Origin of the sequence: Methylotuvimicrobium sp. KM2 (assembly GCF_038051925.1) — a bacterium.
Lineage (GTDB): Bacteria > Pseudomonadota > Gammaproteobacteria > Methylococcales > Methylomonadaceae > Methylotuvimicrobium.
This window is the reverse complement of record NZ_CP150634.1, coordinates 675,043-692,281: the sequence shown is the minus strand read 5'-3', so window position 1 is coordinate 692,281 and position 17,239 is coordinate 675,043. Positions and strand designations below refer to the sequence as shown.

Genomic DNA, 17,239 nt, shown 5'->3' with positions numbered 1-17,239 from the left:
AAGAGGCGGGGAGAAACTAAGGGTAATAATAACGGAAAACCAGGCTACTTGGGTTCGTAGCCTGGTTTCCGATCAATTGAAAACGGAATTGAACGCCGCGATTTTATTTCAGTTTAGGGCAATCGACATATTCAGCATGTACTGTGCTGATTTTGACGACGCGGTGTTTCTGATTAGGACTGTTGTTAGGTCCATCCGCTTCGCCAACCGCCGATATCCGCAATTGATTCGGGCTCGCGCCTGCTTGTCTCAGCATATTTGCGACAGCTGCCGCCCGGCGTTCCGCCAGCCTTTTGTTGCTAGCCGCGCTGCCGACTGTATCGGTGTAAGCCACAACATCTGCAGTTGCACTCGGGTGAGTTTGCAGATATTGACCGATCAAATTGATATCATGATGATTGGTATTGTAAGGCGTTGCGCTACCGGTGCTAAAAAATGCGCCGGCTCTTTGGACTTTACCCGCCTTATCGTGATTATCGCTATGAACTTCGGTCAGCCAATCGCACATGGCTTTTTCCGATTCCAGACGATGACTGGCCGCATCGCGAGCCGCGTTCATCGCTTTTTGCCGCTGATCGATATTCCAATAATGGTCGTTTTGCCAATGACCCAGTATGTGATTGGCCTCTTCGAATCTTTCTTCCGCGGCTTCCCAATGGTACAGCGCTTGCCCGAAGTTTCCGGCTACCGCTGCGTCCATTTCCGATTTTAAAGCGGGAATGTCTTTTGCGGGGGGGGTACAAGCCGTTAATGCCGGAGCCAATATAGCAAGCGACAGGTATACAAGTTTTCTGTTCATGATTTTTATCCTCTTAAATCAAAAGCGATCCCTACCGGGAGATCAGTGGAGAGTTGTTAACCCAAGATAAATGGGTTATTCGCCGTCATCCAATGGACCGTAAGTCGTCCAAAACCCCGGATAATGGGCGCCGAAATAACGTGTATCTTCACTGAAGCGGTCCCACACATAAGGTGGAGTGATATAGTCTTTTGTAGGAATCGGCGAGGTAATCAATTCTGCTACACCAATGACGGTTCGACTCACACCGTGTCCAACGCCACGCAATAGCCCCCAACTCATGCCGACAAAAATATTTGAATCGCTGCTGATATTGACGATATTTTTTGGTATTTCAATGAATCCGGTCGTCGTGTTAAAGAACCCCTGACTCACCTTCTTAGTAAAACCGGACAAATAGCCTTCATCATGATCATCGGCATATCCCGGACTTGCTGTTACGAGTGTGCCGACTAACAGGCCGGCGGTGATTAATTTATTTTTATTCATTGTAGATTCCTCCCGAAACGTTTAAAGGTATCAGGTCCACTATAACAATCATTCAGTTGTTATAACTCCGACCCAAAGAGTTTTCACATGACCGAAACAGTAGGTTTATTCGACTGCCATACTGGCCAAAGCCTCCTTACTTGAGCATCAAACAACTCCCCTATTGCATCGGCTTAATGCAAAATTGATATTTAAATCGAAGGGACGCGCGCTCCTTTATCCCTTGATAACGACAATAGCCTAAAGGTTGAATGTTGTCAAACCGGCACCCTGCCTGAATTCGTAGTAATTTTCATTATTGCCTACAGTTTATAACAATCAAAAGCGTAATTTGACGCAAGTCAGCCAATGCGATCTTCCCCTATGCGCACCAACGGGCATCTTTTTTTGAAAACCGACCGCCGAAAGCGCCTTTCCACACTTGGGATTTGCCCCATACGCATCAAGCTAAAAACGGCCAACTTGAATTAATAGTGAGTATTCAGTTCCCCGGCCACTCTCGTTCCCACGCTCTGCGTGGGAATGCCTGAGTACCGCTCCAGCGGTACGAGACGCCAGAGCGTCTCGGGCTGCATTCCCACGCTGGAGCGTGGGAACGATAGGGGGGGGATGTGAATAATTACAATTAATAAGTGTTAGCGTCATAACAAAGACCTGTGCTCAGCCGCTTTCCTGTGCATAAACTATATCAATAGCATCAACATAAATGCCCCGCCATGCGTCACGCTAAAATAAACGATCGACAAAACAAACGCCCAAGCGGCCTTAATTAATAAAATACGCATGATCAAATAGGTAATGACCGCAAAACCCCAGACCATCAAGCCGAATAAAATATAGTAGCTCAACAAGTCGTCGGTAGTTGTTAGCCACACGATAACAGGAAGACCCGCCGTGGCAATGATGTTCTCACAAATCAAAAAACTGGTCGCTGCCGAAATAAACCCCGCGCTCGCATTTTTAAAAATCAAGAGTATTTCAACATACAACAAGGTTAACCCGGTTTCCAGAATAGCCTCGATCAGCGCATCTAAAGGATCGGTAATATTAGCTAGAATAAATAACTCGATTAGTAAATAATAGTACAAATTTTTTTGAAAAAAACTAACCGAACGCGGCAACTCTAGCGGACAATGCCTGAACCAGCACAACGGAACGTAGGCTTTTATAAGCTCCATTCCTCCCCCCAATTGTTGTTATCCAAAATTATTCTGCGTCCGGACTTTCGGATTCCAAAATTTTGCTGGTGTTATCTAATCGATCTTCATAAACATTGAACCCGTCATTCAATGCGATGACCAATTCTTTGGCTTTTTCGCTTAATTTAGCTAGGCGAAGCTTAGTTTTCTTATTCCATCCTACCGGCGTATTGATCGGCAATAGCATGTGAGTGTTTGTCAGGCTTTTTTCGAACCATTCCGCTAGATTTTCCAGCAAATGAAGCTCCTTTTGCCGCTCCTCTAATCTTCCGACAATTAACTTCGCCTGCAATTTACTAATCGTGATATGCAGCGGCGCCATAAATGCTATCAGTCCTACCAATGCCAATGGCCCCACAATGGGATCGAATAATATCGCAAAGAAGCCCATTTGAATTTCGGCAAACAACATCAACATGACGATGGAGCCTAAAATCAAAAGGCTGGAAAAATGCGCTCGCTCTTTCCAAAGCTCGATCGCTTGCTTGACTTCGGGCATAACGACCTCGCCGACATCGCGGATATTCTGTTCGAGCGCTTGCAGAATTCGGTAGGACCGGTAGTGATTTAAGTTTTCGATACGCTCATCGATAATCCCCATCGACTCTTTATTCTGCGGATCGGCTAAGTTTGCCTGACTAGATAGTACGACGAATTGTCCGGTCTTGATACCCAACTCAGCCAATCTTTTTTGCCATGATTTGATAACTTCCGCATTTGCAGTCGCATGATCGATGACATAGACAAACTTATTGGAGTCCTGCTGCTCGGCAATACTTTGACTTAGCCCCGTCAACGAATGCAGCTCGCTATCGAAAACATCGCAAAACACGAGCACCAAGTCTGAAATCTCGACAATATGCCGGGTTAGCAGCTTTGTAATCGGATTAACCGGGGCTTCTATTCCAAAGTTAGGCGACTCGATTATCAACTTACCTTTCAAGCGCTCGTTATTGACGGTTTTCAGCTCTAAATACGCGTTAACATTTTTGCCTTCGCCCTGTATTTCTCGTTCTAATTTTCGGCTTATCCGGTAAAAAGGCAAGCGGTGATCCAAATCCAACGCCGCTCCGGGTAAGGTGACTGCATGGTTTTGACTATTGTGCTGCAGAACCGTGAATTTATGATTGGATGATTGTATTCCCGCTAAACTCTGATTCGCATTCAAATATTGATTGATAAACCGAGAACTCGCCTGCGAAGACCCGCCGATCACGCTGATAATAGGCCACCAGGAATGTTGGCTGGCCGTAGTTTCGTCCGCGCCGATAAGACCCAAATCAAATTCGAGCTGATCAAGTTCGTGAAAAACCTTGGCCGCATCGAGCAAGACCGGATTATTATCGACAAAATGCTTTTCAATATTGAGCAATTGTTTACCGGGTGTTTTTTTTGTCATCAGTTTGACCTTTATTTTTATTAATTCGCCTGAGTCGGACTTCATGGGTCACAGTCATTGCGTTAACGAAAACACATCTCCCGCATAGATTGCCGGAATCTAATCGTCAAGGTTGGCGGAGTTGCATCTTAACTGGATGGACGTAACGCCCAGAGTTCGACCACTCCTTCGATATATCGATACTGCCGCTACCTGCCACACCAACCGGCACGACAATAGACCGCACAACTTTGCTGAATTCCATGATTATTGAGTAGGATTTAAAGTATACACCCAGTTAAAACGCAATCAAAAAATGATCTTATCGGCACTATCGTTAAAATCAGCTTACCCGGCAGTAATGCCGCATCAACTGACTCAAGCCGCTGATCAAGAAAAAACAATCGGTCTCCAAGTTTTTGCCTTTGTCATTAACTGCCAGTATATTAGTTAGCTTATCATTACCTTTATATGAGGCTGTAAAACGGGTCGCTAGATGGAAAAACCAAATACTATCCTTCCGGGCGCTGGAGCCTTAATGACCGTGACACTTTTTTTCGTTTTATCGGGATGCGCAAAACCTTTTTGGGGCGGTTATGGGGACACTGGCCTAAGTCGGGATGCGTTTGAGGTCTATGTCGAACAAGTCTTCCGATTTCAGAACCGGCTAACCAACGAAGTGATGCTCTTGTCTCTAAGGAGCGAAGACATCAATCAATACAACGATATATTCTTGGCCGAGCATAAAATGCATGAAATCTGCAGCCCTTTAAATGAATATGCGGCCAAGAGCATGGATGGCCAAAACGCCGGCCTGCTGCTAATGCGACGCGTGGAAAGGTCGGTCGTGCCTTGCGAACAAGCCGCCCACTATGTCGACTTGCTGCTTCAGCACTTGCATTAGACTATTCTATGGTAAGCTCAAATTTTCTTTAAAGGTGTTAAAACCGTATTGACAGCCGGTTTACTTTTATCGATTTCCGGATAATCGAGCGTGTAATGCAAGCCTCTGCTTTCCTTACGTAGCTGCGCACAACGCACGATCAATTCGGCAACTATCACCAAATTACGAAGCTCCAATAAATCGCTGGTCACTCTAAAGTGGCTGTAATATTCAGCGATTTCGCTTTTCAGTAATTCGATTCGGCGCATCGCGCGGCTCAAGCGTTTATCGGTTCGAACAATACCGACATAATCCCACATAAAATGCCTGAGCTCGCTCCAATTGTGAGAAACGACCACCTCTTCGTCGGAATCGCTGACCTTCGACTCATCCCATTCGGGAACCTCGGAAGGCTCCGGTATATCGGGCAGTATTTGAAGAATATCCCGGCAAGCCCGCTCAGCGAAAACCAAACATTCGAGCAGCGAGTTGCTGGCCATGCGGTTCGCGCCATGCAAACCGGTACAGGCAACTTCGCCGACCGCATAGAGATTCGACAAATCGGTCCGGGCATTGCGATCGGTTAAAATACCGCCGCAAGTGTAATGAGCGGCCGGTACAACCGGGATAGGTTGTTTAGTAATATCGATATCCAGTTTTAAACAACGCTCATAAATGTTCGGAAAATGCTCTCGCACAAAGGCTTCCGGTTTATGGCTGATATCCAGATAAACGCAATCGATCCCGCGTTTTTTCATTTCATGATCGATAGCTCTGGCAACGATATCGCGCGGAGCCAGTTCCTCGCGAGGATCATAGCGATGCATGAATGCAGTCCCGTCCGGCAAAATAAGACGCCCCCCCTCTCCCCGAACCGCCTCGCTAATCAAAAACGAATGCCCATGCGGATGATAAAGACAAGTGGGATGAAACTGCATGAATTCCATATTGGCAACTCGACAACCGGCACGCCAAGCCAAAGCGATACCATCGCCGGTCGCAATTTGGGGATTAGTGCTGTACAAATACACTTTACTGGCGCCGCCTGTCGCAAGCGCGACTGCTCTAGCCGCGATAGACTTAACACGGTGCGAGTGGATATCGAGCACATAAGCCCCCGTGACCCTGTCACTGGTTTCTTTGCTTAAAATTAAATCGATGACATTATGATGCTCGTATATCTTAATGTTAGGATGTGCCCTGGCCCTTTCGATTAATATTTCCGAAACGGCCTTACCGGTGGCGTCGGCCGTATGCACAATGCGGCGGTGCGAATGACCGCCTTCGCGATTCAGATGCAATTGCGTTTCGCCGGTTTCGGTTTGCTCTTCTGTGAATACAACTCCTTGATTCCTAAGCCAATCGATCGACTCTTTGCCATGCTTGACCGTCAATTCGACTATATCGGGATCACACAATCCGGCGCCGGCATCCAGCGTATCGGCAATATGCGATTCGAGCGAATCTTGTGCATCCAAAACCGCGGATATTCCGCCTTGCGCATAATAAGTACTGCCTTCGAAAATCACGCATTTTGACAAGACGGCAACACGGACTCGATCCGCAAGCTTGAGAGCCAAGCTCAAACCAGCCGCGCCACTGCCGACGATAAGAACATCATAAGTTTCAAATTGATTCATGTAGTGGTTGGAGTTGTCGGTATTTATTTGTTTTTGTTATTTCTTGGGTATTAACACAGCAATACTATAATATGGCTTCATAAGCCTTGTTTGTGGATAATAACGTTTTTTTATACGTTAGCAATTTTTTTTGAAGCTTAAGAACTTGTGCGGTTTAATTCTGTCTATCAAAACACATTGGAAAACTTGTGAAAGTTAAAACAGGGACCAGCGAACAACTGGATAAAGACTTGGTATCGCGCGTGCAGCAAGGCGACAAGTCTGCCTTTGATCTATTGGTCATCAAATATCAGTATAAAATAGTTCAACTGGTAAACCGCTATGTCAAGGATCCCAGTGAAGCGCAGGATGTGGCTCAGGAATCTTTTATCAAGGCTTACCGGGCAATTGGTAATTTTAGAGGCGACAGCGCTTTTTATACCTGGCTCTACCGCATTGCCATCAATACCGCAAAAAACTATCTGGTTGCCCGCTCACGGCGAAGTAGCGATTATGAAATCGATATCGACGATGCGGAACAAATACAAAATGCTCCGGAACTAAAAGGTATGGATACGCCGGAACAGCATTTGCTGAACGAAGAAATCCTTGAAACGATCAAAGCCGCAATCGAAAAATTACCTGAGGAAATGCGCATAGCCATTACCTTGCGGGAGTTCGAAGGAATGAGTTATGAAGAAATTGCCGATGCGATGGAATGTCCGGTTGGCACTGTTCGGTCGCGCATTTTTAGAGCGCGAGAAGCGATCGATAATAAATTAACCCCTTTGCTTAAATGACGGTAACTTTTGATGGTCGATGAACTAAATCAAAAAATTTCTCAACTCCTTGATGATGATCTTAATTATCAAGAATCCTTGAGTTTACTCAAAAAAATGCGAGACCAACCGGGTTTACAGCAACAGTTGCACCGCTATGAGGCAATCAGCCATGTGCTCAAATCCGACAGCTTCGTACCGGTCGATGCGGATTTTGCCCAACGGATTAGTCGAAGCTTGCAAACCGAGCCCGTTTATCTGGCAACGCGACGCAAACCCTTTAAAAAATCTTATGCCTCGATATCGGCTTTAGCCGCCTCCGTAGCTGCTGTCGCGGTACTTGTCTCTCAAGGGATTAATCAATTCTCGCAACCGCACATGACGCCCTTATCTCAATCGCAATCGGTAACCATGGCGGCGAATGCCGAACTACAGGACCCTCAACCGACCCTTGACTATCCATCCGAAAAGGAATTGACGAGAAACCGATTTATTAAATACCTTCAAGCTCATAACAGCAGCCGCTACATTGATGGGGCAGTCAATTTTCAGCCTTATGCGCGGACCGTTCAGTATCAGCAGGAATAATCGCGTGTTGAAAGTTTTAAGTTTTGTTTTGTCGCTGACGACCGCATACGCGTTTGCCGCCGAAATCGATGCCAAGCAGTCGCCTGAGCATTCGCTTTTGAAAATGCAGCAAGCAATGAAACACCTTAATTACCAAGGTACAGTGGCTTTTTTAAGAAACGGCAAGCTTAATGTCTTAAAATATTCGCATGCCTCGACCAATGGCGCAGGACAAGAACGCTTAGTTTCGCTAAACTCTCCCTTACGAGAAACCATTAGGGATGCCGATAAAGTCAGTTGCTTCTTCCCGGAAACCTCTAAAGTCATCGTCGATCACAGACCTGCCGCTCGGTCTTTTTTAATCGATTTACCCGAGCAATTAAATGGCTTGGAGGCGTATTATCAATTTACGTTTTCCGGCGAAGAGCAAGTGGCCATGCTGCCGGCAAGAATCCTAGATATTTCTCCGAAGGACCGGTATCGTTATGCACGCCGAATCTGGATAGACATCGGACAATATTTACCATTAAAGGTTGAAGTTTACGACCGCTCGGGCAACACCATCGAGCAGGTTGTATTTACCGAACTTGAAGTCAAGCCTAGCTTGCCTTTTATCGATGTCGACTCCGCTCTCTTGGATAAAGAGGTAGAACGCATTCATAACCGGCAACCCATGTCTTTTGAAACCGCGGGATTTGTTTTGAAACAAGTCCCCGGCGGCTTCCGTCAGCAATTTTTCGTGCAAATGACGATGCAGGGCAGTAATCGCCCAGTGGAGCACTTGCTCTTATCGGATGGATTTTCGTCAGTATCGGTTTATCTTGAAAATAAAGGTGCTAATATTGAGCTTGGCGCTCGCTCGACCGACTCTGTCAATGCATATAGCCGAATCATCGACGATCATGTGGTCACCGTAATGGGCGAAGTACCCGAAGAAACCGTCAGGTATATCGCGGAAGGCGTTGAGCTTCGCACGGATATCCAATAAATTTTGCCATTGCTCAACGTATCTATATAGTAAGCCGGCGTGCATTGAAATAATTTCACCACACCACTCAACTCATTTACCAAGTAAGCGATTTCCCGACGTCTATATCGCAAGGCCAATTAATCGGCCCAATGCGCTTTTACGAAAGCTAACGGTAAGATCACCCTGCCCTGTACAAAATACGCTATCTAAATGACCTATAATTCCCGACGATCCATCATGAGTTTACCCGGAGGCTATCACTCTATGAAAATTTATGGACTCTTATTATTAAGCTTGTTGTTCATTCAAAACGCTGCAGCGCAACTGCCCGACTTTACCGGGATGGTCCGGGATAACGGCAAAGCCGTGGTCAATATCAGCACCTCCCAAAAAGCCCCGGAGAATGAAGTAACGGGCTTTCCCGGAGAGCCTCAACTACCGGAAGGCATACCTCCGGAACTGGAAGAGTTGTTTAAACATTTCTTCCAAGGGCCGGGAGGCGGCATGATTCCCAGGGAAACCAATTCGTTAGGATCGGGATTTATCATTTCCGGCGACGGTTATGTGCTGACTAACCATCATGTCGTCAAGGACGCCGATGAAATCATCGTTAAACTAACCGACAGACGCGAATTAGTCGCTAAACTGATCGGGTCGGACTCACGAACCGATGTCGCACTGTTAAAAATCGATGCTGAAAATTTACCTTCGGTTGCCATCGGCTCCCCTGAAAAATTGCAGGTCGGCGAATGGGTACTTGCGATCGGTTCGCCATTCGGCTTCGAACAGTCGGTCACCGCCGGCATCGTCAGCGCAAAAGGCCGCAGCCTGCCCGGCGGAAATTATATTCCGTTCATTCAAACCGATGTCGCTATTAATCCGGGCAATTCGGGCGGACCATTATTCAACATGGAAGGCAAAGTGGTCGGCATCAACTCTCAGATTTACAGCCGGACCGGCGGCTTCATGGGACTTTCGTTCGCGATTCCAATGGATGTCGTCATGAACGTCGTCGACCAGCTCAAAACGAAAGGCAGCGTATCGCGCGGCTGGCTAGGCGTGCAAATTCAGGATGTCACCCGAGAATTGGCCGAATCGTTCGGCATGAAACGTCCTGTCGGCGCCTTGATAGCCAAGATTATCGCCCAAAGTCCGGCGGAAGCTGCCGATCTTCAAATAGGCGATATCATTGTCGAGTTCAATGGTCAAAAAATAGAAACATCCGGAGACCTGCCGCCACTAGTAGGCATGAGCCCGATCAATGAAAAATCCAAACTCACCGTTATTCGCCAGGGCGATAAAAAAGTAGTTAAGGTTAAAATCGGACTACTACCGGAAGAGGATGTTCAGCAAGCCACCACGAAAGCCGCACCGAAACCGGACAATCGCCTCGGCATCAGCGTCAGTAACCTGAATGAAGAACAACGCGAACAAACCCAAGTCTTGAAAAACGGCGTGTTAGTTCAGAATGTCGGCAAGGGACCGGCAGCACAAGTCGGGATCCAACGCGGCGACGTAATTTTAAGGATCGCTAATAATGTCATTCGAGATGTGGCTGATTTTGATAGAATAGTCAAAAATCTTCCGGCCGGCCAATCGATTGCTGTATTAATACAGCGGCGGGGCAGCCCGGTCTTTTTGGCCATTAAACTAGATAAATAAACGTGGATTTAAAAAACATAAGAAACTTTTCCATCATCGCGCATATTGACCATGGCAAATCGACACTGGCCGACCGCTTCATTCAACTATGCGGCGGCTTGAGCAACCGGGAAATGGCGGCTCAAGTCCTCGATTCGATGGATATCGAGAGGGAACGCGGTATTACGATTAAGGCGCAAAGCGTCACCTTGAATTACCAAGCCAAGGACGGCATTACCTATCAACTGAACTTCATCGACACTCCGGGACATGTCGACTTTTCTTACGAGGTCTCAAGGTCCCTAGCCGCCTGCGAAGGTGCATTATTGGTCGTTGACGCTGCTCAAGGCGTCGAAGCGCAAAGTGTCGCGAATTGCTATACCGCGATCGAACAAGGTCTGGAAGTTGTCCCAGTATTGAATAAAATCGATCTTCCGTCCGCCGAACCCGAACGAGTAATGGCCGAAATCGAAGACGTTATCGGTATTCCCGCCGATAACGCCCTCAAAATTAGCGCTAAAACCGGCGTCGGCGTCGAGGACGTGCTGGAGCAATTAGTTCAATTAGTCCCGCCGCCTTCCGGCGACGAAAAAGGACCGTTGCAAGCACTGATCATCGACTCTTGGTTCGATAGCTATCTGGGCGTAGTGTCGCTGATTCGGATCGTCAACGGCAGCATCCGACGCAAACAAAAAATCACCATCATGTCGACCGGCAAGTCGTTTCTTGTCGACAAAGTCGGCGTGTTTACACCGAAGCGACTGGAAAAAGACACCCTTAATACCGGCGAAGTCGGCTATATGGTCGCTTCGATCAAAGATATTTTCGGCGCGCCGGTCGGCGATACGATCACTTCGACCGACAACCCGGCCGATGAGCCATTAGCCGGATTCCAAAAAGTCCAGCCGCGCGTATTCGCCGGCTTATACCCGGTATCTTCGGACGACTATGAAGACCTGCGAGAAGCGCTGAACAAATTACAATTAAACGACGCATCGCTGCAATTCGAACCTGAAACTTCGCAAGCCCTGGGCTTCGGTTTCCGCTGCGGCTTTCTCGGCATGCTGCACATGGAAATCATTCAAGAACGACTCGAGCGCGAATACGATATTGACCTGATCACCACGGCACCAACCGTTGTCTACGAAGTGACCACCCACAACGGGGAAGTCTTAATGGTGGACAACCCGGCTAAATTGCCCGATATCGGCACGATCTCATCGATTAAGGAACCGATTATCCGCGCCAATATTTTAGTTCCTCAAGATTATTTGGGTAACGTTATCAATCTATGTATCGAAAAACGCGGCATTCAAAAAGACATGCAATACGCCGGACGACAAGTCTCATTGAATTATGAATTGCCGTTGAGCGAAGTCGTGCTGGATTTTTTCGACCGTTTGAAGTCGGCCAGTCGCGGCTTTGCTTCATTCGATTACGAGTTCCTGCGTTTTCAAGAGGCTTCGCTGATCAAACTGGATATCCTGATCAACGGCGAAAAAGTCGACGCTCTGTCGATCATCGTTCATCGAGACATCAGCCAAAACCGCGGACGCGATTTGGTTGAAAAAATGAAGGACCTGATTCCTCGTCAGATGTATGAAGTTGCTATTCAAGCCGCGATCGGTTCAAAAATCATTGCCCGATCGACAGTTAAAGCGATGCGTAAAAACGTGACTGCTAAATGTTACGGGGGAGACATCACTCGTAAGAAAAAACTCCTGGAAAAACAAAAGGCCGGTAAAAAACGCATGAAACAAGTCGGCAAGATAGAAATTCCGCAAGACGCTTTTCTTGCAGTACTTCAGGTCAACAAAGACTAACCTGTATTCTTATACGCCGACCAATTTTTCACTTTTTGCACCTTTGACCATGAATTTCGATTTTTCATTTTTTTTAGCGATCGCCACTTTATTGACCGGAGCGATTTGGGGCGGTTATTTAACCTACCTTAAATTCGCCAGCATCGACCCGCCACCGGAAAACGAGCCGATTATAGTCGAGTATGCTCGTTCGTTTTTTCCGATCGTGTTGATCGTTTTGCTGCTCAGATCGTTTTTGGTTGAGCCGTTTAGAATCCCTTCCGGGTCAATGATGCCGACCTTGCTGATTGGAGATTTTATTTTGGTGAACAAATTCACCTATGGCATACGATTACCGGTCATTAACAAAAAAATTGTCGAAATAAACCAACCCCAACGAGGGGATATCGTGGTATTCCGCTACCCTAAACAACCATCGGTCGATTACATCAAGCGCATCATTGGCTTACCGGGCGATCGTGTCGCTTACGATAAAAAAAACCTCTATATTAATGGCCATCCGGTTAAACGCGTTTCACTCGGTATTTATGAAGGCGTCGGCCAAGGAGAAAGCATGACCGGCACCGAACATTTTCTAGAGAATTTAAACGGTATCGAACATAGCATTTTAATCAGTCCCGGCGCGCCCTCGATTGACGGCGTTTATGTTGTACCCGAAGGCCAATTTTTTGTAATGGGCGACAACCGCGACAATAGCAACGACAGTCGCTATTGGGGTACCGTACCCGAGCAAAACCTAGTAGGAAAAGCATTTTTTATATGGATGAATTGGGATTGGCAACATAAAGGCGTCGGCTTCGACCGTATCGGCACAATCATTCAATAAAATCCCATTCTTTATCTTATAGGGGACGAGCATGAAAGCTTCCTTGCAACGCCAAACCGGACTAACGCTCATTTCGACTGTATTGCTTCTGGGCTTGATCGGTTTTTTTACGCTATTGATCTTGAAAATCGCGCCGATCTATATAGACCATAGTAAAGTGGTCAATTCACTGGCGGGTCTAAAACAGACTGTCGACATTCAGACGAAGAATAAAAACGAAGTCTGGAATGCCTTAGACAAGCGCTTTAACCTCAATTACGTTTATAACGTCACAAAGGATGATGTCAAAATAACCAAACAAGGCAATTATTTGAAAGTTGAAATCGATTATGAAGTCGTCGAAAAGATTGCCGGTAACTTGAGTGTGCTCGTCGAGTTTAATGAAGTCATCGAGGTGGGTGTAGAGTGACGAGAGACCCTGAGATACTTTGTAAAAAACTGGGTTTGCACTTCAATAACATGCAGTTGTTTAAAATGGCGCTGACCCATCGCAGTATGGGCGCGCACAATAACGAGCGACTGGAATTTCTAGGCGACTCGATACTCGGCTTCGTGGTCGCCGAGAAACTGCACGAAATGTTTCCGGAAGCCAGCGAAGGAGTCTTAAGTAGACTCAGAGCCAGCCTTGTCAATCAGGGTGCGCTCGCCGACTTGGCAAGAAAGCTTCATGTAGGCGATTATTTAATTCTTGGCTCGGGAGAACTGAAAAGCGGCGGCTATCGACGCGACTCGATCCTATCCGACGCTGTCGAGGCGATTATCGGCGCCTTGTTTAAGGACCAAGGCATTGAAACTTGTCGTCAATGGGTTCTGGATATGCTTCAGGACAGACTCGACAGCTTATCGCTCGATAATTGGCAAAAAGATCCAAAAACACAATTACAGGAATTGATGCAATCTAAAAAACTGGACTTACCCGATTACACCTTAATAACGATGTCCGGTCTACCGCATGAACAAACGTTTAAAGTGAAATGCACGATTCCATTATCGGACAAATCGTGTATCGGTTCCGGCGTATCAAGAAAAAAAGCCGAGCAAGACGCTGCTGAACAAATGCTGGCACTATTGAAGCGAGAACAATCATGAAATGCGGCTATGTTGCGTTAATCGGCCGGCCCAATGTCGGCAAATCCACGCTGATGAATCATTTGCTAGGCCAAAAAATCAGCATTACATCGAGAAAGCCGCAAACGACCAGGCACCGCATTCTTGGCATCAATACAACCGAAACCGGCCAAGCAATCTATGTCGATACTCCCGGAATGCACGATAACGAAAAACGCGCACTCAATCGTTATCTCAACCGAACAGCGGAAACCACTTTGGTCGGCGTCGAGGTCATCGTTTGGTTAATCGATGGACTTTCCTGGCAACCTTATGACGATTTGATTTTCAAAAAACTGGAGCAAGCCGGCTTACCGGTCATTCTAGCGGTTAATAAAGTCGATAAAATCAAAGACAGAGACACTCTGTTGGCATTTTTTGCCGAAGCCCAAAAGCGCTTTGCTTTCGAACATATCATCCCGATTTCAGCACTAAAAAAGACCAACCTGCAACAACTGGAAACACTCGTCATGGAGTTGCTGCCGGAACGCGACCTCATTTATCCCGAGGATCAGATTACCGACCGTCCGGAACGTTTTTTGACCGCTGAAATCATTCGAGAAAAATTGACCCGCCGACTCGGCGACGAGCTGCCTTATTCGTTGACTGTCGAAATCGAACGCTATGAAGAAAATCCCGAAATCACCAAAATCTATGCCGTGATTTGGGTCGAGCGTAGCTCGCAAAAAAGTATCGTGATCGGCAAACAAGGCGAAATGCTCAAGAAAATCGGTTCCGATGCCCGGCTCGATATCGAAAAACTAATCGATCAAAAAGTTTATTTACAGTTATGGGTAAAAATCAAACAAGGCTGGTCCGACAACGATCGAGCGTTGCGAAGCTTGGGCTTTAATGATTGAGACTGTTGTTTCATTGCAACCGGCTTTTATCCTGCACCACAGGAACTTCCGAGAAAGCAGCCTGATCGCCGAGGTATTGACTCGAGACTTCGGTCGGCTCTCGGTTCTAGCGAAAGGCGTCAGAACACCGAAATCTAAACTAGGTCCCTTTATTCGTCCGTTTGTTCCTGTACTATTGTCATTTGCCGGCAAATCGGACTTAAAAACTCTGACGCACATCGAACCCTGGCAAACGGCACCGAAACTGCATGATCTCGCACTGTACAGCGGATTTTATATCAATGAACTGGTCACTTATTTTCTGCATCCTTTCGATCCACACCCTGAAGTGTTTCTACTTTATCAAAACGCCTTAAGCGAGCTATCGAATACCTTAGAGCTGGAACCCGTACTCCGGGTTTTTGAACTTAACCTACTGACACAAGCCGGTTATGGCTTGCAGTTCGATGTAGACAACCTTCAGCATCCGGTTTCGCCCAGTAAGAAATACCGTTTCAATGCCGAGTCGGGGCCGGTCGAATCGGAGCAAGGAAATTTTGCGGGAAGTACTTTCCTCGCACTGGAAGCACGTTCATTCCCGGACAGCGCCACGCTGACCGAGGCTAAAAAAATCATGCGCTCGGCAATAAATTTTCATTTGAATGGGAAGCCGCTCAAAAGCCGAGAGGTTATTTCCAAAATCCTCAAACACTCGCATTCATGAACCACAACGATATTCTACTTGGCGTCAACATCGACCATATTGCCACGTTAAGGCAAGCTAGAGGCACTCAGTACCCTGACCCGATCCAAGCTGCATTGATCGCCGAACAAGCCGGCGCGGACGGGATTACCGCTCATTTGCGCGAGGATCGTAGACATATTCAGGATCGGGATATTTATCTACTGCGCGACATTATCCATAGCCGCCTGAACTTGGAAATGGCCGTCACCGACGAAATGATTGCGATAGCACTCGAAGTCAAACCTTACGCTTGCTGCCTCGTTCCGGAAAAGCGCGAAGAACTGACGACCGAGGGCGGTCTTAACGTGGCCGAAAATCAAGCACGCATGAACGATGTCTGCCTTCGGCTCGGCGAGGCGGGAATCGAAGTCTCCTTATTCATCGACCCGGATCGGCGTCAAATCGACGCTGCTGTGAAAGCGGGCGCGCCAGTCGTAGAATTGCATACCGGGCGTTATGCCGATGCGGAAACATCAAGCAGTCGCTCCGACGAGCTAAAGCGCATTCAATCGGCCGCGCAATACGCAAACAGCGCAGGATTACAGGCCAATGCCGGACACGGACTCAATTTTCACAATGTCGAAGCGATTTGCAAAATCCCTGAAATTGTCGAATTAAATATCGGCCACGCCATTATCGCCCAAGCGGTTTTCTCCGGTTTAGCCAAAACTATCGGGGACCTCAAACAATTGATGCGACAAGCTCGATTACAAAGCTTGATCTCCAAATAACCGATGAAATTACAATGCTTTCAATTAACCTCGGCCGGCGACCGAGAAGTTAATCAAGATTCGATGGGGCGCATTATACAAGACGATTATGCCTTGTTTATTGTTGCCGACGGACTCGGAGGCCATCAGTCGGGTGAAAAGGCTTCCCGATATTTTTGCCAAGGCTTATTAAAATTAGTCAATCAGTACCGGAGTCATCTTGCTCAAGCTCCCGGTGAAACCATGACGGCATGGTTTAAATCGGCAGTCGAAGAAATGAAAAAGCTTTTCGGCAACGATCCATCCGCATCGGAAGCGCATACCACCTGCGCATTACTCTATATCGACCCGAATCAAACAATCACAGCGCATTGCGGAGACTCCCGAATTTACCGGATGAATGCGAATAAAGTTCTATGGCGTACGAAAGATCATTCAATCACGCAGCAACTGTTGGACGAAGGATCAATAACCGAACAAGAAATGGGCTTGCACCCTGAGCAAAACCAATTGACGCGTAGTGTAAATATCCTGCAAACTCATCTCCCCGAAATCCATGTTTACCCCCCAATAAAACTGGGCGAAACATTTCTCTTATGTACAGACGGCTTCTGGGAGTACGTTAAGCCCGCCGAATTACTCGATTTAGCACAACCCGATAGCGGTAAAATCGAACTGGGGAAATTTGCCCGATTGACGGTTCTCAGAGCAAGAGGCCACAGCGACAATGTGACGGTGCAATGGGTAAGATGTCTTGGATAAGACGCATAAATAGCGACGCTACGAACATCAAGACTGATCTTTGGCGCGCATATCCTGTATCAAAACGACACACCACATCAAAAGGGGTCTATTGATTTAACAA

Annotated in this window: 18 protein-coding genes; 13 read left to right on the top strand and 5 right to left on the bottom strand. The window is 47.0% G+C overall.

Features of this window, described 5'->3' with window-relative positions:
- Positions 1-103 precede the first annotated feature (103 nt).
- From WJM45_RS03040 to WJM45_RS03025, 4 genes are all read right to left on the bottom strand, one after another.
- The gene (locus WJM45_RS03040; RefSeq protein WP_341327517.1) at positions 104-799 is read right to left on the bottom strand and encodes an OmpA family protein; all 696 of its coding nucleotides are present in this window, start codon (positions 797-799) and stop codon (positions 104-106) included.
- Between the two features lie 75 nt (positions 800-874).
- The gene (locus WJM45_RS03035; protein ID WP_341327516.1) at positions 875-1,288 is read right to left on the bottom strand and encodes an exosortase system-associated protein, TIGR04073 family; all 414 of its coding nucleotides are present in this window, start codon (positions 1,286-1,288) and stop codon (positions 875-877) included.
- A gap of 683 nt (positions 1,289-1,971) precedes the next feature.
- A complete protein-coding gene (locus WJM45_RS03030; protein ID WP_341327515.1) occupies positions 1,972-2,466 on the bottom strand; it encodes a hypothetical protein in 495 nt (164 codons plus the stop codon).
- A 28-nt stretch (positions 2,467-2,494) separates the two neighbouring features.
- A complete protein-coding gene (locus tag WJM45_RS03025) occupies positions 2,495-3,886 on the bottom strand; it encodes a hypothetical protein (RefSeq protein ID WP_341327514.1) in 1,392 nt (463 codons plus the stop codon).
- A 517-nt stretch (positions 3,887-4,403) separates the two neighbouring features.
- Between WJM45_RS03025 and WJM45_RS03020 the strand changes: the two genes are divergently transcribed.
- Positions 4,404-4,769: a hypothetical protein gene (locus tag WJM45_RS03020; protein WP_341327513.1), complete on the top strand. Its 366-nt coding sequence runs from the start codon at positions 4,404-4,406 to the stop codon at positions 4,767-4,769.
- 17 nt (positions 4,770-4,786) lie between these two features.
- Here the strand turns inward: WJM45_RS03020 and nadB are convergent, their stop codons facing one another.
- Positions 4,787-6,388, bottom strand: coding sequence for an L-aspartate oxidase (gene nadB, locus WJM45_RS03015; protein WP_341327512.1), 1,602 nt, complete (start codon positions 6,386-6,388; stop codon positions 4,787-4,789).
- A gap of 188 nt (positions 6,389-6,576) precedes the next feature.
- Here nadB and rpoE point away from each other — a divergent pair, with 188 nt between their 5' ends.
- The 12 genes from rpoE to WJM45_RS02955 all read left to right on the top strand — a co-directional run bounded on the left by rpoE (position 6,577) and on the right by WJM45_RS02955 (position 17,136).
- Entirely contained in the window at positions 6,577-7,167 is a 591-nt protein-coding gene (rpoE, locus tag WJM45_RS03010; protein WP_341327511.1) for an RNA polymerase sigma factor RpoE, read from the top strand.
- Between the two features lie 12 nt (positions 7,168-7,179).
- Positions 7,180-7,734 carry a sigma-E factor negative regulatory protein gene (locus tag WJM45_RS03005; protein WP_341327510.1) on the top strand — a complete coding sequence of 185 codons (555 nt, stop codon included), beginning with the start codon at positions 7,180-7,182 and terminating at the stop codon, positions 7,732-7,734.
- A gap of 4 nt (positions 7,735-7,738) precedes the next feature.
- Entirely contained in the window at positions 7,739-8,701 is a 963-nt protein-coding gene (locus WJM45_RS03000) for a MucB/RseB C-terminal domain-containing protein (protein WP_341327509.1), read from the top strand.
- A 246-nt stretch (positions 8,702-8,947) separates the two neighbouring features.
- On the top strand, positions 8,948-10,345 hold the full coding sequence (locus tag WJM45_RS02995) for a DegQ family serine endoprotease (protein ID WP_341327508.1): 1,398 nt from the start codon (positions 8,948-8,950) through the stop codon (positions 10,343-10,345).
- A gap of 2 nt (positions 10,346-10,347) precedes the next feature.
- Complete coding sequence (gene lepA / locus WJM45_RS02990; protein WP_341327507.1) at positions 10,348-12,147, top strand: translation elongation factor 4; 1,800 nt, start codon at positions 10,348-10,350, stop codon at positions 12,145-12,147.
- A gap of 49 nt (positions 12,148-12,196) precedes the next feature.
- The gene (lepB, locus tag WJM45_RS02985) at positions 12,197-12,973 is read left to right on the top strand and encodes a signal peptidase I (RefSeq protein WP_341327506.1); all 777 of its coding nucleotides are present in this window, start codon (positions 12,197-12,199) and stop codon (positions 12,971-12,973) included.
- A 31-nt stretch (positions 12,974-13,004) separates the two neighbouring features.
- Positions 13,005-13,382: a DUF4845 domain-containing protein gene (locus WJM45_RS02980; protein ID WP_341327505.1), complete on the top strand. Its 378-nt coding sequence runs from the start codon at positions 13,005-13,007 to the stop codon at positions 13,380-13,382.
- A complete protein-coding gene (rnc, locus tag WJM45_RS02975; RefSeq protein WP_341327504.1) occupies positions 13,379-14,062 on the top strand; it encodes a ribonuclease III in 684 nt (227 codons plus the stop codon). Before WJM45_RS02980 ends, rnc begins: the two co-directional genes overlap by 4 nt.
- Positions 14,059-14,940, top strand: coding sequence for a GTPase Era (era, locus tag WJM45_RS02970; protein ID WP_341327503.1), 882 nt, complete (start codon positions 14,059-14,061; stop codon positions 14,938-14,940). Before rnc ends, era begins: the two co-directional genes overlap by 4 nt.
- Positions 14,933-15,643, top strand: a complete 711-nt coding sequence (gene recO / locus WJM45_RS02965) for a DNA repair protein RecO (protein WP_341327502.1) — start codon at positions 14,933-14,935, stop codon at positions 15,641-15,643. Before era ends, recO begins: the two co-directional genes overlap by 8 nt.
- A complete protein-coding gene (gene pdxJ / locus WJM45_RS02960; RefSeq protein ID WP_341327501.1) occupies positions 15,640-16,395 on the top strand; it encodes a pyridoxine 5'-phosphate synthase in 756 nt (251 codons plus the stop codon). The genes recO and pdxJ overlap by 4 nt, the downstream gene beginning before the upstream one ends.
- A 3-nt stretch (positions 16,396-16,398) precedes the next feature.
- Positions 16,399-17,136 carry a protein phosphatase 2C domain-containing protein gene (locus WJM45_RS02955; protein ID WP_341327500.1) on the top strand — a complete coding sequence of 246 codons (738 nt, stop codon included), beginning with the start codon at positions 16,399-16,401 and terminating at the stop codon, positions 17,134-17,136.
- Positions 17,137-17,239 lie beyond the last annotated feature (103 nt).